The sequence below is a fragment of the Clostridium sp. AM43-3BH genome (genome assembly GCF_003479985.1).
Classification (GTDB): Bacteria; Bacillota; Clostridia; order Lachnospirales; family Lachnospiraceae; genus Otoolea; species Otoolea fessa.
This window is the reverse complement of sequence record NZ_QUIH01000006.1, coordinates 146,927-165,807: the sequence shown is the minus strand read 5'-3', so window position 1 is coordinate 165,807 and position 18,881 is coordinate 146,927. Positions and strand designations below refer to the sequence as shown.

Sequence of the window (18,881 nt, the reverse complement as noted above, 5' to 3'; positions counted from 1 at the left end):
GAGAATGGAAGAAAAAGGAACGATGCACGTACAGCTATTGACGGAGCTGACTGGAAATCTTTATTCAGAAGAATCCGAATGGGAAGAAGATTGGTCGGAGAGTGATGAATATGGAATGCCGTTAGATGGAACAGAACTTGCCGATTATGAAGAAGTCATCCGAGAAGAGCTGGAACGCTATGGGGAAGATGATCTCATGCAGTATTTTGACGGAAGTGAGTCCATTCATGGAAAAATACAAAGTGCAGTTGTTACGATAGAAAACAAAGATGGAATCCTGTACGGCTGTACCAAACTGGAATTAAATGAATTTTTAAGTCAGGAAGAACTACAGGAATTCACCGAATACATTACAGGGCAGTACAGTGACGGTTGGGGTGAAGGATTTGAGCAGAGGGATATCAAGGTAGATGGTGGAATGCTGAATGTGCATTTCTGGCATCCAGATATGGAGCAGCCGAAAATCTATGAAAAGAAAACAGAGCAGATCCCGATAAAGCCTGAGAAACAACGTCCCAAGTTACAACTCCTTGGACATGATGGGAATATTTTTTCCATTATGGGCAATGCCTCAACTCTTTTGAAAAAGAATAAACAGACAGCAGAAGCAAAAGAAATGTGTAAAAGGGTATTGGAAAGAGGGGACTATTACAAAGCACTTTTGATTATCAGTGAATATGTGGAAACCGAGTTGAGTCCACCACCAAAAGAAAATAAGAAGGCAAAGAAGAAACATCAGCCGGAACGGTGAAAGGAGAGAATATGAATAAGTATAAGATTACAGCGATTGAACATCCGCAGTATCCATGGCTCCATCGAATACAGGCATTGATCGATGTGAACGAGAAAGTACCAAAGGGAACAATAGGTGGTTTTGTAGATAGTATAACGAATCTGTCACAGGGAGGAGGGTGTTGGATTTATGATGATGCGATCTGTTGTGAAGGCGGTTTGGTACGAGAAGAGGCTGAAATTTACGATGACAGTATGGTTAGAGGAACTGCAGTAGTTGCCGGAAAAGCAAGAATTTATGATCATGCAGTCGCAAAAGACAGTTGTTATATAAGTAGTGGTGAAATAAAAGATGATGCTGTAATTGCTGGAAAAGCCATTATTGGTTCATTGTGTTTGCAAAAGCCTTTGATTAGTGGGGATAGTCGTGTTTATGGGATGGTACAAGGGAATGTCCATGTTAATGGTAATATTTTTTCATGGGAAAAAATTGAAGCGAATACGCAGGACACACATATTTTTGAACATGGACAATGGAGTATTTCACCAGCAATCGAAAAATTACAGCCACCATTATATTATCCTAGAAAGAAGACCAAAAAGAAAAATCCACCAGAACGATAAAGGAGACAGCATGAGTAAGTATAAAATTACAGAAATTGAACATCCAAAATATCCATGGCTCCATCGAATACAGGCATTGATCGATGTGAATGAGAAAGTACCAAAAGGAACACTGGGCGGTTTTGTAGAGAATGAAAACAATCTGTCACAGGAAGGAACTTGCTGGATTTATGATGATGCAATCTGTTGCGAAAACGGTGAGGTAAAGGAAGAAGCTGCACTTTATGATGGCAGCTTGGTCAGAGGTTATGCTGTTGTTACCGGAGATACTACTTTTTATGACAGAGCAGTTGCAAAGAGAGACTGTTATATCTGTGGCGGTGAGATAAAGGAAAATGCGATAATCAGTGGAAAAGCATTTATTGATACGGTAGGAGTAAATGCACCTGTTATCGGTGGAGAAAGCCATGTGTATGGAGAAGTAAGAGGAAATATCTATATTAAAGGGGATATTTTCCCTTGGGATATATTTAATAACCACACAAAAGATATGTTCTTATATGAAAATGGAAAGTGGAGAGCTTTTTCTGTTCCTGAGAAACTGAAACCGCCACAGTCCTACCAGAAAAGACAAACAAAGAAGAAAAATCAGCCGGAACGCTGAGAAAAGAAAGGATGATGCCTATGACAAATGGCCTGAGTTTGGAAGAACTTATGAAAGAGGGAACATACCCGGAGGAATATACTGAAGGGGAAAACTGGAAAATATTACATGGAGATACATTAAAACTGGTCAAAGCATTCCAGCCGGGAATCTTTGATGCAGTCATTACCGATCCACCGTATGCGTCCGGTGGAACAAAGCAGAATGAAAGAAATCGTACTACAAACCAGAAATACAGCAGTATGAGTGCTGCGAATGCACTTCCGGATTTCGATGGAGATAATAAAGACCAGAGATCCTGGACACACTGGATGGCTGAGTGGCTCTATGATGTGCGGAAAGCCTGCAAGAAAGGTGCTCCGATCTGCCTGTTCATTGACTGGCGCCAGTATCCATCGATTACCGATGCATTGCAGTGGGCAGGATGGATCTGGAGAGGAACAGCGGTGTGGGATAAGGGAAACTCCCGTCCACAGAAAGGCCGTTTTCGCCAGCAGGCTGAATACATTGTGTGGGGCAGTAACGGACCGATGCCGATCAACCGTCCGGTATCTTGTCTGCCGGGTGTTTTCCGATATGGAAATCCGCAGAACCGGATTCATGTGACAGAGAAACCGTTGCAGCTTATGAAAGATGTCATCCAGATTTGTGAACCGGGAGGACTGATCCTGGACCCGTTTGCCGGAGCAGGAACAACTGTCCTTGCAGCGGTTATGACAGGTTATCGTGCAGTGGGAATTGAGGTAACAGATGCCTACTACAAACTGGGAAGTGACAGAGTGAAAATTGCATTAGAAGCAGAGCAGAAAGAGGATGAAAAGTAGCCGGGATGTCCAATTGGACATCTTGTTTTTTATAGAGAAAATCAGTGGCATCCAACTGGATGCAGGAAGGAGATGGAGCGTATGGAACAGGCTCTGGCTTATGTGTGTTGTTCAGCAGAAGAAAGCCGGGTAAAGGTGCAGAAATATTGCAGAAAAATCTATGAACTTGGGTATGTACCAATCTGTCCGAGATTTGTATTCTCACCATTCTTGGAAGAGTCCGATGCAGAAGATATGCAGGGATATGGAAGAATGTCACATATCCTTTTGCGGAGGTGCCGGATGGTAGTCGTATGTGGAAAAGAAGTGACAGGAACAATGAATACCGAAATCAGTATGGCAGACAGACTCCATATCATTTGTACGACACTCGATGGACTGGTACAGATAAAAGAATCAAAATAAATCAGAATCGAGTCAATCCAGTGCTACAGAAACTGGCGGTACTCGTATTGCAAGCATAGCGTTTGGATATCCAAACGCACTTTGGGGAGAACCCCAATCCCCCGAATATAAAATGAACATGGAAAGGAAGGATAAGCTATGTTAAGAGACGGAGTCATGATTATGATCGCATTGATGTTTGGAGGTTGTTTCGGAGTCGTGGTGACCTGTTGCATGGTGACTGCGAAACGGTCGGATCAGGAGCTTGGCGATATGATGAAAGAGAAAAGAGAAGGGACGGTGATGCAATGCGAAAACGAAACCATGTGATCCCGGTGCGGTTAAATGCAAGGGAACTCAGGGAATTGGAGGAACAGGTGGAAAAAAGCGGACTGAGCCGGGAAGAGTTTATGCGTTCGCTGATCTTAGGAGCACAGGTACACGCAAAACCCTGTGAGCATCACCCGGAACTGCTTAGGAAGATAGCGGGTCTGTGCAATAATGCGAACCAGCTTGCCCATGTTGCGAACGCTTCGGGAATGGCAAGTGAGCAGAGTGTGCAGGAAATGCTCCGGCTTACCAAAGAGACATGGCATCTGGTAAAGGAAGAGTGGTAATGACAGATGGCTTATACAAGTGTTATCCCCGTCCACCGCCTGGACCGTTCTATCGAATATGTGAAAGACAAAGAAAAAACCACACAGAAAGCAGACTCTCTGGAGGCTGCCATTGATTATGCCATGAACCGGACAAAGACGGAACAGGCAGTCTTCGAAGATACCATCGGATGTACCAATGAAAATGCGTATGCAGATATGGTGGCAACAAAAAAGAGATTTCATAAGATGGGCGGTGTGCAAGGATACCATCTGGTACAGAGTTTTGCAGAAGGTGAGGTGACACCGGAACTGGCACATCTCATCGGACAGGAACTGACAGACCGGCTCTTAAAGGGACAGTATGAAGTTGTTATCACAACGCATCTGAATACCAGACATTATCATAACCACATTGTCTGGAACTCTGTGAGCATGGCAGACGGGCGTAAGTACCACAGCAACGCAAAGAGTTATTATACGGAGATCCGGAAGATTTCCGATGAGCTGTGCAGAAAATATGGTCTGTCTATCATTGAATCCGACCAGAAAAAATCAATCCCTTATGTACAGTGGAAAGCAGAGCAGGAAGGGAAACCGACATGGAGAAGTGCGATCCGTCTGGATATCAGGGAGTCTGTACAGGAAAGCTACTCCTGGTCACAATTCTTAAAAGAAATGGAAAAGCGTGGATACACATGGAAACTGAACCGGAAATATATCGCTTTAAAGGCTCCGGGAATGGAACGGTACATCCGGCTACGATCTCTTGGAAAAAACTATTCCGAAGAGGAGATCCGTGGACAGATCTTACAGCCAAAAGTAAAACGCATCTATCAAAAGCCGGTGCAGATTCATCCAAAGAAGAAACTGAACGGGATACAGGCATTATATTATTCCTATTTATATCAGATGGGAGTACTGCCAAAAAGACCGAGAAGAAGTCCGTATGCCGTCAGAGAGGATATCCGGAAACTGGATCAGAGGATCGAACAGATTGAGTTTTTAATGAAACATGACATTACGACCAGAGAACAGCTTTCCACATACCGTGAGCCGTTGCAAAAGCAGATTTCAGAACTGATGAAGGAACGCAGAAAGCTCTATCGGAATGGCAGCGAAGACAGTGGAAAAGTGCGGTTGTCCGAAATCAATGAGGAATTAAAAAAACTCCGAAAAGAAGTCCGTATGACTGTCCGGATTGAAAAGCATTCATTGGAAATCGAAGAAAAACTTCGAAAGGCAGAAGAACAAAACCAGAATGAGAAACGTGTGGAACACAAAGAAAAAGAGAGTCAGGAGGTGAGATAAGTATGAATTACGGAGCAGAACCGGCAGATCAGGTGGTACGGTACAGTCTGGAAGGGATGGAGTATTCGCTGAAGATCACCGGGAATGTAGCAAAGCATGTGGCAGTCTTTATTGCTGCCGCCTTAAAGGACCAGAAAAAGACAAGAGGAAAAACGAGGCTTACCAGAATGCTGAAAGAACAGCGTCCGATGAAATTTTTTACAGTACCGGGTGACAGACTGAAAGAGTTTGCGAAAGAAGCCAAAGCGAGAGGTATCTTATATGTTGTCATCAAGGATAAGGTGAATCCGGACCAGACAGAAGTGATGGTATTTGCCGATGACGCAGCAAAGATGAACCGGGTATTAGACCGTATGAATCTGGACTTTGTAAAAGCAGAATCAGGCTCTATGGTTACAGAAACAGTAGAAAAAGAGACTGCACCGGAACAGGCAGAGAACCAGATGGAACAAGCATCCGGGGAGAATGTACGGACAGAGACCGTTGTCCTGCCGGAAGGCAAGATAGAATTTGAACTGGACGATGCGGAAGAAATGTTTCAGATTGGAGATGAAGTTTTCCCAGAAGGAAATTTTACACAGGCGCAGGAGGGGGAAGTAAAGAATCCATCCGAACCTTTCTCGCGCAACAGAAATACTTCTTCCGGTCGGGAAACTAGCTGGGAAGAAAAAAATGAAAAACCATCTGTGCGGAAAGAACTCGGAGATATCCGCAAGGAGCAGGAAGAGAAACGTAAACGGCCGGACAGACGGAAAAATGCCAGAGAGAGACGGAAGAAACGTAAGAACATGAAAACGAAAGGCAGGTAATGAAAATGGATTTAACAAATATGATTTCAAATGGAACAGAAGAAACACAGGTTCCGGAACAGAAGCTGACAAAGGAAGAATATGCAGCTAAGAAACAGCAGGAAAGGGAAGAAGTATGGGCCGAGGTAGATGCACAGGCACAGGACGTGTTCCAGAAGGGAGAAAAACTAAAGGGATTTCTCGATTTTATGGCAGAGTGCAATACCCAGCGTACCCCGAATCTACTTTTGATCTATGGACAGAGGCCGGATTCCAAAGTGGTAAGGTCTTATGAACGCTGGAGGGAAGAACACCGTTCGGTCAGAGCCGGGGAGCATGGCATGACTTATATGATCTCCACCGAATATGAAAAGGATGGGGAAACCAGAAGGGGATATACGATTGGAAAAGGATTTGATATCAGCCAGATGACCGGGAAACCATTGGAAGAACGACCACAGCGAACTCTGCCGGAACTGATCGAGGCGGTCTTAAAAGATCAGCCGGTACGTGTGCAGATTGAAGATACCCTGCCGGAAGGAATTCAGGCACAGTACAATTCCAGATACCGGACTGTCTTTATCCGAAATGGGATGAGTGAAGTGACGACCTTCCATGCACTGAACCGGGAACTGGCATGTGCAGCGATGGACCAGCATACCGGAACTTACAGCAGACAAAAAGTGAATGCACAGGCGTATTGTACAGCCTATGTGATAGCCAGACGTTATGGGATCGATGTATCCGGATTCAATCTGGAGCGTATTGCACAGATGCAGGAATATGGAAAGAAAGATCCGCAGGAACTTCGAAACTTCTTAAATGATATCCGTCAGGCTTCTTACACCATCCGAAACCATGTGGAGCGTAATTTCGGGGCGAAGGAACAGGAGTTTACAACCGATGAATTTGCCATTGCAGATCCGATCAAAACACCGGAATCCAAAACAGAAAAGCCGTCCGGGAAAGAGAAAAAAACAAAGAGCCAGCCGGAACGATAAAAGTGAAAAAGTTGGACGGTTGGAGTAGCTATTACTGAGGTCTTGTGATATGGTTGGTGTAATAAAAAAGGAGGTCAGCCAGATGACAAAATACTATTTGAAGATGGATAACATTATGAAAAATATGTTCGTGGTGGCACTGAATGATGAGCTGCAGACACAGAGTGAGCAGGATGAATGTTTGGAAGAAACGAAAGCTCTTCTGAAAAAAGTAAGTGAATACGACCTCGCCCAGAAACGACTGCAGATTACAGCCGGGGAACAAAGGCAGATCCGTAAGGCACTGAACAGACTCAGAAGTAAATATCTTGCAGCCGGAAGATACAGTGATGGAATAGATAAAGTTATTATTCAGGTTGCAAAACCGAATACTAGCAGGCACATGTTCTGGTAGAGAAAGGAGTGGTTGATTGGTCATTTATTCAAGAGAAAAAGTGGCAAGACTTAGAGAACAGTATCCGGCAGGAACAAGAATCTGTCTGGATGCGATGGACGGAGAAGCGGGTATGCCGCAGGGACTGGAAGGAACTGTGCAGTATGTGGATGATGCAGGCCAGCTCGGTGTTAAGTGGGACAACGGCAGAAGTCTCTCACTGATACCGGGAGTGGATTCCTTTCATAAGAAAGAAGGACAGGGACATCCAGAAGAAAAGCCACGCAAGAAAAGAGAATCTGACTTGCAGAGATAAGTACAAAAAAGCAGGACTGGGTTCTGTATCTTGTCTTTCTGCCATTTGTCTGGTGGGCGGCAGCGATCACTGCCTGTGCTATTACACCGGATAAGAATTTTATTCAAATCTTAGAAACGCTGAGCGAAAAACTCGAACAGCCGTTTTTTATCACGTATACACCGTATACGTTCCAATGTATTCTGATATTCACAGCAGCCTATTTCTTAGGCATTGGTATTTATGAATCCCAAAAAAGAAATTATAGAAGAGGTGTGGAACATGGCTCCGCAAAATGGGGCAATGTGTCCGAAATCTGCAGACGTTACTGCGAAAAACAGTACACCCAGAATCTGCTTTTAACACAGCATTTCCGCATGGGGCTGGACGGTTATAAGCACAAACGAAATCTAAATGTGCTGGTAGTCGGAGGTTCCGGGGCAGGAAAGAGCCGGACGTATGCAATCCCAAATATCATGCAGTGCAACTGTTCGATGGTGATTACTGATCCCAAGGCAGAACTTTTGCGTAAAACCGGAGGTGTTCTGGAACGGAATGGATACGAAGTCCGGGTTTTTGATTTAATCAATCCGGAGACTTCTTGGTGTTATAACCCGTTTGCGTATGTCCGGGATGATAAGGATGTACTGAAGCTGATCAATAACCTGATCCGCAACACAACACCGAAGGGAGCGCAGAGTTCAGACCCGTTCTGGGAAAAGTCCGAGACTGCACTTTTACAGGCACTTATGCTGTATTTGCTGCATGAGGCACCACCGGAAGAACAGAACTTCCCGATGATCATGGAAATGCTTGGCAGTGCACAGGTAAAAGAAGATGATGAGGATTACCAGTCCCCACTGGATATTTTGTTTGAGAGACTGGAAATGCGGGACCCAGAGAGTATTGCGGTCAAGCAGTATGCGATTTACAAGCAGGCGGCCGGCAAGACTGCGAAGTCGATTTTGATTTCTGTTGGTGTCCGTCTGGCAGCGTTCAATCTGAAACAGATCGCCAATCTGACCTGTACAGACGAACTGGACTTATACAGTATCGGGGAGAAAAAAGTGGCACTGTTTTGCTGTATTCCAGATGCGGACACCAGTATGAATTATCTGGTCGGCATGATTTACAGCAATCTGTTTCAAACACTGTATTATGTGGCAGACCGGAAGTATGGAGGAAGGCTTCCGATTCCGGTACACTGCATTATGGACGAATGGCCAAACGTAGCATTGCCGGATGACTTTGACAAAATTCTGGCAACCATGCGTTCCAGAGGGATTTCCTGCAGTATCATCATCCAGAACATTGCACAGATGAAAGCCTTGTTTAAAGACTCGTATGAGAGTCTGATCGGCAACTGCGATGAATTTTTATATCTGGGTGGAAATGAAAAAGAAGGACATAAGTATGTCTCGGAATTATTGGGAAAAGAGACATTGGATACCAATACCTACGGACAGACAAAAGGGCGTAGCGGCAGCTATTCGGTGAATTATCAGCAGACTGGAAGGGAACTTTTAACACCGGATGAAATACGGCTTTTAGATAATCGCAAAGCGATTTTGTTTATTCGTGGGGAACGTCCGATCATGGACGATAAATATGATTTAAAAAAGCATGTGAATTTCAGATACACAGAGGACGGTGGTGCATCGCCTTATGACTATGCGAAAACACCACTGGCTCACGACGATTTAAACATTGACATTAACAGATTAGACGATTATGAACTGCTCTCTACCGAGGACATCCTTGGTGAATAGCAGTTTTTCTTATGGATTGGAGTGATGTGTATTGAAGAAACTTCTCGCAGGAGAAAAAAATAGAACGAAAAAGAATGCAACGGAAAAAATGACACCCCCGATGCCGATGGGGAGAAAGCAGAAGAAATGGATGGGGTTTTATATGACACTGGTTCTTATTGCAACCGTAGGGACAACCACGGTGTTTGCAGCCGGAGATCCGCTGTCGGTGATCAATAACCTGTCTACATTCATCTTCTCACTGATCCGTGCCATCGGCTTGATCCTGCTTGGATTTGGAGTGGTGCAGGTAGGACTGTCCTTAAAAAGCCATGATCCAAGCCAGAGGGCAAATGGATTTCTGACACTGGCCGGAGGCGTGATCATTACGTTCGCCAAAGAGATCCTGGACCTGATCATGGCGTAAGCCTCTGAAAAAAGATAGAAGGAAACCGCAGGAGTACCGGAAGGTGCTCCTGTATTCAAAACCATTTTCTAGGAGGTGAGAATTTTTGAGTGATAACTGGATTGTACAGAATCTGAACTCGGCACTATCCACATGGAGTGAAAAGATGGCAGAACTGTGGACGCTGCTTACCGAAAATCCGGCAACTTTTAAAGGCGGCGGCATCTGGCGCATTATGACCAATATCAATGATGCACTGACAGCCATCGCTTATGGACTGCTGGTGCTGTTTTTCGCAGCCGGGATCATAAAAACCTGTGGGAGTTTTACGGATATTAAGAAACCAGAACACGTATTAAAAGCATTTATCCGGTTTGCACTGGCGCAGGGGGCAATCACCTATGGGATGGAGCTGATGCAGGCGCTGTTTTCGATTGTGCAGGGAATTGTGACCACGGTAATGAGTGGTTCCGGCATGGCAGGAAGCGTGACCGAACTGCCGACAGAGATCGTAGATAAGATTGAAAGTGTGGGAATGCTGGAATCTATCCCGTTATGGATCGTGACACTGCTTGGCAGTCTGCTGATCACAGTACTGTCGTTTGTCATGATCCTGACGGTGTATGGCAGGATGTTCAAGATCTATATGTATACCGCAATCGCCCCGATCCCGATCTCCTCTTTTGCAGGAGAACCTACACAATCCATCGGAAAGAACTTTCTCCGTTCTTATGTGGGTGTGTGTCTGGAAGGGGCGATCATTGCACTGGCATGTATCATCTATTCCGCCTATGCCGCAAGCCCTCCGGCAGTGGGGGATACAGGGCTGAGTGCAGTTACAATCGTGTGGAACTATGTAGGGGAACTGGTATTTAATTTACTGGTTCTGGTCGGAGCAATCAAGGCATCTGACCGAATCGTAAGAGAAATGATGGGACTTGGAGGTTAAGAAGATGGATACAAATAAGACGTTAGGATACGACTGGGAATATGGACATGAGGAAGTAGCGATTCGAGTAAGCTCTTACAGGAATAATGGGAATTTATATGTAGGACTTTGCCACAGGGAAGAGGGAGAATGGGAAGATTTTGGAGATGTAACGATCAACTTACCATTTTCCTTTTTAGAGCCAAATGAAGCATATATAACCGGAGACTTTACCAAAGATATGATTCGTTTTATTAAGGCGCATAAGCTTGGCAAAGTATTAGATGAAACAGCAAAGTCTGGATATGGAACCTATCAGAAAGTGGCATTTGACCTTGCAAGGCTTGCAGAATTTGATCCGGAGGGCGTTGCAGAACATTGCAAAATGATGGGAATCGAACTGCCAAGAGAGAAACCAAAGAAAGTGAAAAAGCAAAACAGAGGAAAGGAGCGATAAGTTATGGAAGTCAAGATGAATAAAGAAATCCGGGACTATCAGGAATCCATGTTTATGGGACTGGACCTGCGGCAATGCATGTGTTCGGTTCTTGCCATCCTTACAGCAATCGGGATCTACTTTGGGATGCGTGACATTACCGGGCAGGAAGTCACCGGATGGCTGTGTGTGATCGGGGCGGCTCCGTTTGCTGCCTGTGGGTTCTTCAAATATCATGGGATGACGGCCGAGCAGTTTTTGTGGGCAGTAATCAAATCAGAACTTCTGTATCCGAAAAAACTGGTGTTTCAGTCGGAAGATCTCTACCATTCCTGTATGCAGGAGACCATCTCGCTGGGAGAAAAGAACCAAAAGGATGGAGCAGAAATCTTAAAAGAACGGGAACGGAAAGCAGAAGTAAAACAGGGAAAGAAACAAAAGGGAAGGAGTGATGCCCTTGATTAAAACCTTAAGTCAGGCACTGCGGATGGACAAGGAACGGTTCAAAGTTCCAAGATCCGTTCAACAGGCGATTCCTATCCAGCGGATCTGGCCGGATGGAATCTTTCAACAGGGAACGAAGTTTTCGAAAACATTTCGTTTTACCGATATCAATTATTACATTGCGAGTAAAGACAATAAGACCGAGATGTTTCTGGATTATTCGGAACTCTTAAACTCACTGGATTCCGGCATTTCTGCCAAAATTACCATTAATAACCGGAGAATCAATAAAGAAGAATTCGAAAAGTCTATTCTGCTTCCAATGAAGGAAGATGGACTGGACCACTATCGGGAAGAATACAACGAAATGCTCCTGTCTAAGATTACAGGAACGAATAACAGCATCTATCAGGAACGGTATCTGACTGTCAGTGTGCATAAAAAATCCATTGACGAAGCGAGAACCTACTTTGCACGAATCGGAACAGACATCGTGACACATCTGGCAAAGCTGTCATCCACAGCAGAAGGACTGGATGCAGAAAGCCGGCTTCAGATCTTCCGGGACTTTTTCAAAGGAGATGTCCCACAGGCGTTTCCTTTTGACCTGAAACAATTTGCCAAGAAGGGGACAAGCTTCAAAGACTGGATGTGCCCAGACTCAATGGAGTTTGAACGGGACCATTTCCGGATCGGGGACAGGTACGGAAGGGTTCTGTATATGCAGGACTATGCCAGTTATGTGAAAGATGACATGATCTCGGAGTTGTGTGACTTCAGCCGGAATCTGATGTTGTCGATTGACATCCTGCCAGTCCCTACGGATGAAGCGGTAAGGGAAATCCAGAACCGACTGCTTGGTGTGGAAACTAACGTGACCAACTGGCAGAGAAGGCAGAACGCTAATAATAACTTCTCGGCAATCGTACCATACGATATGGAACTTCAGAGAAAAGAAACCAAGGAAATGCTCGATGATCTGACAACCAGAGACCAGCGTATGATGTTCGGGATTTTGACAATGGTACATCTGGCAGACAGCAAAAAGCAACTGGATTCCGATACGGAACTGATTCTGTCAATCGCAAGAAAGCATCTGTGCCAGATGGCAACATTAAAGTGGCAGCAAGTGGACGGACTCAATACAGTGCTTCCTTACGGACTGCGAAAGATTAATGCGCTGCGTACACTGACAACGGAATCTACGGCTGTTTTAATTCCGTTCCATACACAGGAAATTCTGCAGCCGGGCGGTATCTATTATGGGCAGAATGCAGTTAGCAAGAACCTTCTGGTAGCCGACCGGAAGAAACTGATGAATGGAAACAGTTTCCGGTTGGGCGTCAGTGGGTCAGGAAAGAGCTTTTCGGCAAAAGAAGAGATTGTGCATCTGGCATTGAGTACCGATGACGATATCCTGATTCTTGATCCGGAGTCCGAATTTACAAAATTAGTAGAGGCTCTGGGCGGACAGGTTGTAAAAGTATCTGCGACATCAGACAATCATCTGAATGCAATGGATATGGACGCAGCCTACGGCAATGAAAAGAATCCACTGATTGAAAAATCGGAGTTTATCCTGTCTGTGTTCGAGCAGTTGGTTGGAGCAGGAAATCTGTCGGCAAAAGAAAAGTCGATTCTGGACCGCTGTGCTGCAGATGTGTACCGGGATTATATCCGAAGTGGTTATACCGGAGAAGTTCCGACATTGAAAGATATGTACCGACAGCTGATGTTACAGCCGGAAGAAGAGGCAAGAGGACTGGCATTATCATCCGAACTTTTTATTAATGGAAGCCTGAACACCTTTGCACAGCCGACCAATGTGAACAAGAAGAATCGGATCATGGATTATGATATCCGGGAACTAGGGGAACAGCTGATGCCGCTTGGAATGCTGGTTACCTTAGACAGCATTTTCAACCGGGTGATCCAGAACTGGAAAGAAGGGAAAACCACATGGATTTTTGCGGATGAGTTTTATCTGTTATTCCGTTATGAATACAGTGCAAATTTCTTCTACCGACTGTACAAGAGAATCAGAAAATACAATGGATTCGTGACAGGTTTAACCCAAAATGTTGAGGAACTTCTGAAATCGGACACTGCAAGACTTATGCTCGCCAACAGTGAATTCCTGATCCTGTTGAATCAGGCAAGTACAGACAGGGAAGAACTGGCAGCTCTTTTGAATATTTCCGAAAACCAACTGTCTTATATTACAAATGTATCGGTTGGTAGTGGCCTAATCCGTTGCTCTGGAAATATCGTACCATTTGAGAATACGTTTCCAAAGAATACAGAACTTTATAAATTAATGACAACGAAACCGGGAGAATCATAATGAAGAAAGAAGAAGTAACGATCACTTTTTATGCTGCAGAGTGTGGGGAGTTCCATGACTTTGGAGAATATACAAAATGCAAAACGCTGGAAGAGGCATATAAAAAGTACCAGAAGTATTGTAGAACATCTGCCAATATGTGTCCGGCAATTGAATTTTCCATCCATGATCCAGACTCTTTTTACTCGGATCTGGAATATCCGTTGCCACTATCTGCGAAAGACAGGGAATTGTTGGAGCTTGTGCCATACTACAATGAGCATCCACTAGTAAATGAAGCCATCCGAAAAGTAGAACAGTTACAGAAACAGCAGGAAAAGAAGAAACACAGGGACACAGCCCGATGAGATAAAAGATACGGAAAGAGGGTGACCGGATGAGAGATATCAAGGAACGGGTAAGGGATAAGAATCCGAAGATTCGTAATCCGGCTGCCCGGCTTCCGAAAGAGCTGGTTCGCCAGACGGTACTGGAGGCAAAAGAAAAGCCAAGGGAACTACCGGGAAAAACTGGCAACCAATCAGAATCCCTGACACAGTATGGTGCTGAAAAAATAGAATCTGTACAGTACAGGGCGGCGAGTGTGGCAGGAAAAACGGTAGGGAAAAGAACATATCAAGGTGGAAAAAAACTTGCCGGAGTGACTTATCGGAAGATAAAGGAAAGAAAAAGCAGACAGAAAGAAGTGAAAGCTGCCGAAGAAGCAATGGAGCAGGGGGCAGAAAGCGGAAAGACATTAATTAAGGTGAAACCGGAACAGACAGCACTTGCCAAGGAGAACAGTAAACGACAGGTAAAAGCAGCACCGAGAGTGGTAAAAGTATCCGGGCTGTCTCAGGAGAAAATAAAGACACAGGCATCCATGCAGAAACAGCAGATGGAAAAAAGTCTTCAGGCGATGCAGAAAGCAAGAGCAGCCCAGATGGCAAGAAAGTCAGCACAGGCATCGGCAGAAAGTGGAAAAGCAGTCCTTCAGGTAACTGGAAAGGGTTCAAAGTTATCCGTACAGGGAATTACAGCAGCGATTCAAAAAGGGGTAGTAGCTCTTGAAAAAATGGGAAAATGGATTGCTGCCGGAGGTAGTGCATTTCTTCTGGTATTTATTCTGATTGTGGGAATCATTGCAGGAGCAGCTTTCAGCAGTAATTCGGAAAGCTCCGAATCCCTAAGTGAAGAAGTGCTTGCGTATACTTCTGTGATACAGCAGTATGCATCCCAATACGGCATTCCGGAATATGTGTCTGCGATACAGGCCATCATGATGCAGGAATCTGGAGGCAGGGGAACAGACCCGATGCAGTGTTCGGAAAGTCCATATAATACAAGATTCCCACACACTCCTGGTTCTATTACTGATCCGGATTATTCGATAGAGGTTGGAGTACAGACCTTTGCAGACTGTATCAGACAGGCAGGATGCAGCAGTCCACAGGATCTGGACAAGCTGAAACTTGCATGGCAGGGATATAACTATGGAAATGGCTACATAGGATGGGCATTGCAAAGAGGCGGTTATACAGAAGCCAATGCATTGCAGTTTTCACAGGAACAGGCAGCTTCGCATGGATGGAGCAGTTACGGAGATCCCCAATACGTTCCCCATGTGATGCGGTATTATTCCGGTGGCAGCCTGTTTGCTGGTTTGTTTGGTAATCAGCAGATTGTGTCGGTTGCAATGGGGCAGCTTGGAAACAGTGGCGGTCAGAAGTTCTGGAGCTGGTACGGATTTGACAGTCGGGTAGAATGGTGTGCCTGTTTTGTAAGCTGGTGTGCGGATCAGAGCGGTCTGATTGCAAGTGGGAATGTTCCTAAATTCTCATTGTGCAGTGATGGAGTGTCCTGGTTTCAGGGAAAGAATAAGTGGCAGAGTGGCGGAACAACTCCGACAGCTGGAATGATCATCTTTTTTGACTGGGATCATGATGGAACATCGGATCATGTAGGAATAGTAGAAAAGTGTGAAGGTGGAAGAGTTTACACGATTGAGGGAAATTCCAGTGATCAGGTACGGCAGAGAAATTATGCAGTAGATTACAGTTCTATAATGGGATATGGGGTGATAAATTGATGGTTTCTTTCATAATTTGTTAAGGATTTTATAAGGGAGTTAATGAATTCTTTGGAAAATAGTCACAAAATAGGCACAGTTGATTGATAAATTGTTATTGTAACTTTTAGTGATAGACATATAAAGAGTTAGAAATCTTTATAATTGACTTGAATTAGGAGGTAGTGAATATGAGTGATCAGAATGTAAAAGCAGCACAAAAATATTTAAATGCGATGTTTGGTGGACATAAGGATTGGGTAAAACTGGATGAAGATGGAAAGACCGGAACAGCCGTGATGCAGGGAATCATTCGTGCATTTCAGATTCAGAATGGAATCTCAACGATTACAGGAACGGTTGGACCACTTACTATTAATACCATGAAGAAGTTAGCCATTATTACAAAAATGGATCCGAATGATACTCCGCAGGTTAATGTATGCTTGATTCAGTGTGCTCTGTTTTGCAAAGGATATGCTGCTGGAGGAATTACTGGAATTTATTATACATCAGGAGTAAATGCAGTTAAAAAGATGCAGGAAAATGCAGGACTGGAAGTTACGGGCAAAATTGATTGGAAAGTTTGGTCTGGATTGTTATCCCTAAACTGGTTTACAAAGGTTTCTGGTGGGGATTCCAATATTGTTCTTATTCAACAGCAATTAAATAGTGACTGGTCAGATGTTATTGGTGTTGGACCTTGTGATGGAATTGCCTCAAGACAGACAATTTTGTCTTTAGTTGGTGCATTGCAGGCGGCTGAAGGAGTTACAACTGAATTAATTACAGATTTGAATTCAGTTAATTTTGGCGATGCAACAACAAATGCGTTTCCGGGTACATTACAGAACGGACAGAACTCGACGAAATATGTTCCATTTAATAAGATTGCTCAATACGGACTATATTTTAACGGATATAATCCGGGAAGATTCGATGGCGTGTTTGATTCGACTACAGAGTCAAAGGTGTCAGAATTTCAGGAGTTTTATGGTCTGACAGGAATTGGACTTGTAACAAAAGGAAAAGTAAATGTTTCTACTATGAAATCATTGCTTACGAGTAAAGGCGATACAAACAGGGCAGCAAAAGCGTGTGACTGTGCAACAGTATTAAATAAACAACAGGCATTAGATATAAAAAATGCAGGGTATACTCATGTAGGACGTTATCTGACAGGTTCTGTTGGAAAAGAACATACACCGAAATATTTGACATCAACAGAAGTGAAAAACATTGAAAATGCAGGATTATCGGTATTCCCGATATATCAGGATGGAGGATATGAATTAAACTATTTTAAGGATCCGTCCCAGGGAAGTGTTGATGCACAGACAGCAATTTTAGCAGCCGAGAGAATCGGTATACCAAGTGGAACGACTATATACTTTGCAGTGGATTTTGATTGTTATTCATATCAGATTGATACATTTATTATACCTTATTTTGAACAGATTCACATGATCTTTTTCAGTTCGACAAATGATAAAAATTATAAAGTCGGCATTTATGCACCAAGATATGTATGTACTAAAGTTTATGAAGCAGGATTGGCAAGTAAATCATTTGTGGCAGATATGTCAACTGGATTTAGCTGTAATTTGGGATATTCGATGCCGAAGAACTGGGCATTTGATCAATTTTGTGAGTTGAACTCATTTTCTTCATCACCTTCGTTCCCACTGGATAAAGATGCATATTCAGGGAGAGATACTGGATTTAAAAAGTTCGATGCCGTATCGACAAAAACAGATGAGGAAATAGCGCAAGAAAATCTTCGGGCAAAGGTAAAAATAGCACGAAATCAATATGTCTATAATGTAATGGAGCCGCTTGGTTATCTGAATAAAATTATGGATGTGGGTGTGGAGTATGATAAGGAAATTTCACTGGGAACAATGATGAGTCCTCAAGGAGCAATTGATATTTCTACTAAAATATCCACATCGCTTGAAAGTTCAACTGGTAAAATTTATAATATAAAAGTGGATATAGGAAATGATGGAGAATTGACACAAACTTGCAAAAATCAAATTATGGAGATTTCATCAAATTTATCAGATACAGGTATAGAGGGAGCAGATAACTTTGGAAATACGATAGAAAAAATTGCTTTATCGGTTAAATCTGGTAATATTGCTTTTGAAATAAATAATGTTTTTGCCAATAGTGTAGAGTTTTCCATTGTATTTAGTACATCAGATTTGCTGCCAGAAGAGGAAAAAGAGTGGACAATATCGGTTGCTTTGATTTTTACAATGACATTAAATTCTAATAGTGGTCTTGAATTTAATGTTGTAGAATTCACAAAAGAGCATAGTAATATACTGGCAGGAGCCGTAATATTAGTTCTTGCGGGTGCATTAGTTGTAAATGCAATTCCGTCAATTATTGCTTTATTTTCAGCTGGAGCAGGTACTGTTTTTGGTTTGTTGATTCAAGCGCTGTAAATTGTAAAAGAATAAAAGAGACAATGGCCAGAGGTTCGATTTTATAAAGAGGACCTCTGGCAAAAGGGGGATTAAGAAGAATGCATATTAAATCAATTGTGTCAGATGAGGATAGGGAAGAATTAGAAAGAATGCTTTCGCTTGGGTTTATAATTCCTAATCAATTATTTAAAACAAGACAGAAAAGTAGAATGATTATCTATATTTTTACACCTGTAGAATTTTTACTGTCGATTAATTGTTATCTGTCGGAAAGTTATTTGATGTTTGGAATAGGGATTGGAACTTGTGTGGCTTGTGTGGCTTGGATTATTTGGTATCAAATGATTGGTAAAAATTTTGAAAAAAATGTTCATGAATTTGTCTGGGGTAGATCAGGATATGAAACGGTGGATATCGATGAAAACGCAATTAAAATAGATGAAGATCAAATTTATGAATTTAAAAATATTGATAGAATGTTCTTATATAAAAACTTCTTTTTTTTCATAACAAATGAAAAGAAAATATTTATATTTAAAACGACAGATATGGAGTCGGATG

The 18,881-nt window shown here is 43.2% G+C and carries 22 protein-coding genes; all 22 read left to right on the top strand.

What is annotated here, in order from left to right; all coding sequences use genetic code 11:
• Positions 1-4 precede the first annotated feature (4 nt).
• Positions 5-751 (top strand): hypothetical protein, encoded by a 747-nt coding sequence (locus tag DW931_RS11035; RefSeq protein WP_118626976.1) that lies wholly within the window; start codon positions 5-7, stop codon positions 749-751.
• An 11-nt stretch (positions 752-762) separates the two neighbouring features.
• Positions 763-1,356: a hypothetical protein gene (locus tag DW931_RS11030; RefSeq protein WP_118626975.1), complete on the top strand. Its 594-nt coding sequence runs from the start codon at positions 763-765 to the stop codon at positions 1,354-1,356.
• A gap of 10 nt (positions 1,357-1,366) precedes the next feature.
• Positions 1,367-1,960 (top strand): hypothetical protein, encoded by a 594-nt coding sequence (locus DW931_RS11025; RefSeq protein ID WP_118375693.1) that lies wholly within the window; start codon positions 1,367-1,369, stop codon positions 1,958-1,960.
• Between the two features lie 11 nt (positions 1,961-1,971).
• Positions 1,972-2,784 carry a site-specific DNA-methyltransferase gene (locus DW931_RS11020; RefSeq protein WP_118288688.1) on the top strand — a complete coding sequence of 271 codons (813 nt, stop codon included), beginning with the start codon at positions 1,972-1,974 and terminating at the stop codon, positions 2,782-2,784.
• Between the two features lie 81 nt (positions 2,785-2,865).
• Complete coding sequence (locus DW931_RS11015) at positions 2,866-3,189, top strand: hypothetical protein (protein WP_015513330.1); 324 nt, start codon at positions 2,866-2,868, stop codon at positions 3,187-3,189.
• A 138-nt stretch (positions 3,190-3,327) separates the two neighbouring features.
• The gene (locus tag DW931_RS15950) at positions 3,328-3,498 is read left to right on the top strand and encodes a hypothetical protein (RefSeq protein WP_171054422.1); all 171 of its coding nucleotides are present in this window, start codon (positions 3,328-3,330) and stop codon (positions 3,496-3,498) included.
• Complete coding sequence (mobC, locus tag DW931_RS11010; RefSeq protein ID WP_024852688.1) at positions 3,477-3,785, top strand: plasmid mobilization relaxosome protein MobC; 309 nt, start codon at positions 3,477-3,479, stop codon at positions 3,783-3,785. The genes DW931_RS15950 and mobC overlap by 22 nt, the downstream gene beginning before the upstream one ends.
• 6 nt (positions 3,786-3,791) lie before the next feature.
• The gene (locus tag DW931_RS11005; protein ID WP_117739217.1) at positions 3,792-5,075 is read left to right on the top strand and encodes a relaxase/mobilization nuclease domain-containing protein; all 1,284 of its coding nucleotides are present in this window, start codon (positions 3,792-3,794) and stop codon (positions 5,073-5,075) included.
• A gap of 2 nt (positions 5,076-5,077) precedes the next feature.
• The gene (locus tag DW931_RS11000; RefSeq protein ID WP_117468888.1) at positions 5,078-5,884 is read left to right on the top strand and encodes a PcfB family protein; all 807 of its coding nucleotides are present in this window, start codon (positions 5,078-5,080) and stop codon (positions 5,882-5,884) included.
• 5 nt (positions 5,885-5,889) lie between these two features.
• Complete coding sequence (locus tag DW931_RS10995; RefSeq protein ID WP_181977198.1) at positions 5,890-6,864, top strand: ArdC family protein; 975 nt, start codon at positions 5,890-5,892, stop codon at positions 6,862-6,864.
• An 82-nt stretch (positions 6,865-6,946) separates the two neighbouring features.
• Positions 6,947-7,258, top strand: a complete 312-nt coding sequence (locus DW931_RS10990; RefSeq protein WP_117468885.1) for a hypothetical protein — start codon at positions 6,947-6,949, stop codon at positions 7,256-7,258.
• Positions 7,259-7,298: 40 nt separating this feature from the next.
• Positions 7,299-7,553, top strand: coding sequence for a DUF4314 domain-containing protein (locus DW931_RS10985; RefSeq protein WP_243036942.1), 255 nt, complete (start codon positions 7,299-7,301; stop codon positions 7,551-7,553).
• 23 nt (positions 7,554-7,576) lie between these two features.
• Entirely contained in the window at positions 7,577-9,301 is a 1,725-nt protein-coding gene (locus DW931_RS10980; protein ID WP_242999589.1) for a VirD4-like conjugal transfer protein, CD1115 family, read from the top strand.
• An 88-nt stretch (positions 9,302-9,389) separates the two neighbouring features.
• Positions 9,390-9,707: a glutamyl-tRNA amidotransferase gene (locus DW931_RS10975; protein WP_117739280.1), complete on the top strand. Its 318-nt coding sequence runs from the start codon at positions 9,390-9,392 to the stop codon at positions 9,705-9,707.
• An 85-nt stretch (positions 9,708-9,792) separates the two neighbouring features.
• Positions 9,793-10,635 (top strand): hypothetical protein, encoded by an 843-nt coding sequence (locus DW931_RS10970; RefSeq protein WP_173689660.1) that lies wholly within the window; start codon positions 9,793-9,795, stop codon positions 10,633-10,635.
• Between the two features lie 4 nt (positions 10,636-10,639).
• Positions 10,640-11,071 carry a DUF4313 domain-containing protein gene (locus DW931_RS10965; RefSeq protein ID WP_117739214.1) on the top strand — a complete coding sequence of 144 codons (432 nt, stop codon included), beginning with the start codon at positions 10,640-10,642 and terminating at the stop codon, positions 11,069-11,071.
• 3 nt (positions 11,072-11,074) lie between these two features.
• Positions 11,075-11,515, top strand: a complete 441-nt coding sequence (locus DW931_RS10960; RefSeq protein ID WP_117739212.1) for a PrgI family protein — start codon at positions 11,075-11,077, stop codon at positions 11,513-11,515.
• On the top strand, positions 11,502-13,838 hold the full coding sequence (locus DW931_RS10955) for a VirB4-like conjugal transfer ATPase, CD1110 family (RefSeq protein ID WP_117739211.1): 2,337 nt from the start codon (positions 11,502-11,504) through the stop codon (positions 13,836-13,838). The genes DW931_RS10960 and DW931_RS10955 overlap by 14 nt, the downstream gene beginning before the upstream one ends.
• The gene (locus tag DW931_RS10950) at positions 13,838-14,185 is read left to right on the top strand and encodes a hypothetical protein (protein WP_242999577.1); all 348 of its coding nucleotides are present in this window, start codon (positions 13,838-13,840) and stop codon (positions 14,183-14,185) included. Before DW931_RS10955 ends, DW931_RS10950 begins: the two co-directional genes overlap by 1 nt.
• 29 nt (positions 14,186-14,214) lie before the next feature.
• On the top strand, positions 14,215-15,906 hold the full coding sequence (locus DW931_RS10945; protein WP_118626974.1) for a lysozyme family protein: 1,692 nt from the start codon (positions 14,215-14,217) through the stop codon (positions 15,904-15,906).
• A gap of 170 nt (positions 15,907-16,076) precedes the next feature.
• Positions 16,077-18,338 carry a glycoside hydrolase domain-containing protein gene (locus tag DW931_RS10940; RefSeq protein WP_007884642.1) on the top strand — a complete coding sequence of 754 codons (2,262 nt, stop codon included), beginning with the start codon at positions 16,077-16,079 and terminating at the stop codon, positions 18,336-18,338.
• An 80-nt stretch (positions 18,339-18,418) separates the two neighbouring features.
• Positions 18,419-18,881: hypothetical protein (locus DW931_RS10935; RefSeq protein WP_243036941.1), on the top strand; the 463-nt coding region annotated here is incomplete at its 3' end.

Bases quoted from the DNA above. Each gene is read 5' to 3' on its own strand.
- DW931_RS11035 (WP_118626976.1), top strand. From the start codon at position 5: ATGGAAGAAAAAGGAACGATGCACGTACAGCTATTGACGGAGCTGACT.
- DW931_RS11030 (WP_118626975.1), top strand. From the start codon at position 763: ATGAATAAGTATAAGATTACAGCGATTGAACATCCGCAGTATCCATGG.
- DW931_RS11025 (WP_118375693.1), top strand. From the start codon at position 1,367: ATGAGTAAGTATAAAATTACAGAAATTGAACATCCAAAATATCCATGG.
- DW931_RS11020 (WP_118288688.1), top strand. From the start codon at position 1,972: ATGATGCCTATGACAAATGGCCTGAGTTTGGAAGAACTTATGAAAGAG.
- DW931_RS11015 (WP_015513330.1), top strand. From the start codon at position 2,866: ATGGAACAGGCTCTGGCTTATGTGTGTTGTTCAGCAGAAGAAAGCCGG.
- DW931_RS15950 (WP_171054422.1), top strand. From the start codon at position 3,328: ATGTTAAGAGACGGAGTCATGATTATGATCGCATTGATGTTTGGAGGT.
- mobC (WP_024852688.1), top strand. From the start codon at position 3,477: ATGCGAAAACGAAACCATGTGATCCCGGTGCGGTTAAATGCAAGGGAA.
- DW931_RS11005 (WP_117739217.1), top strand. From the start codon at position 3,792: ATGGCTTATACAAGTGTTATCCCCGTCCACCGCCTGGACCGTTCTATC.
- DW931_RS11000 (WP_117468888.1), top strand. From the start codon at position 5,078: ATGAATTACGGAGCAGAACCGGCAGATCAGGTGGTACGGTACAGTCTG.
- DW931_RS10995 (WP_181977198.1), top strand. From the start codon at position 5,890: ATGGATTTAACAAATATGATTTCAAATGGAACAGAAGAAACACAGGTT.
- DW931_RS10990 (WP_117468885.1), top strand. From the start codon at position 6,947: ATGACAAAATACTATTTGAAGATGGATAACATTATGAAAAATATGTTC.
- DW931_RS10975 (WP_117739280.1), top strand. From the start codon at position 9,390: ATGACACCCCCGATGCCGATGGGGAGAAAGCAGAAGAAATGGATGGGG.
- DW931_RS10965 (WP_117739214.1), top strand. From the start codon at position 10,640: ATGGATACAAATAAGACGTTAGGATACGACTGGGAATATGGACATGAG.
- DW931_RS10960 (WP_117739212.1), top strand. From the start codon at position 11,075: ATGGAAGTCAAGATGAATAAAGAAATCCGGGACTATCAGGAATCCATG.
- DW931_RS10955 (WP_117739211.1), top strand. From the start codon at position 11,502: ATGCCCTTGATTAAAACCTTAAGTCAGGCACTGCGGATGGACAAGGAA.
- DW931_RS10950 (WP_242999577.1), top strand. From the start codon at position 13,838: ATGAAGAAAGAAGAAGTAACGATCACTTTTTATGCTGCAGAGTGTGGG.
- DW931_RS10945 (WP_118626974.1), top strand. From the start codon at position 14,215: ATGAGAGATATCAAGGAACGGGTAAGGGATAAGAATCCGAAGATTCGT.
- DW931_RS10940 (WP_007884642.1), top strand. From the start codon at position 16,077: ATGAGTGATCAGAATGTAAAAGCAGCACAAAAATATTTAAATGCGATG.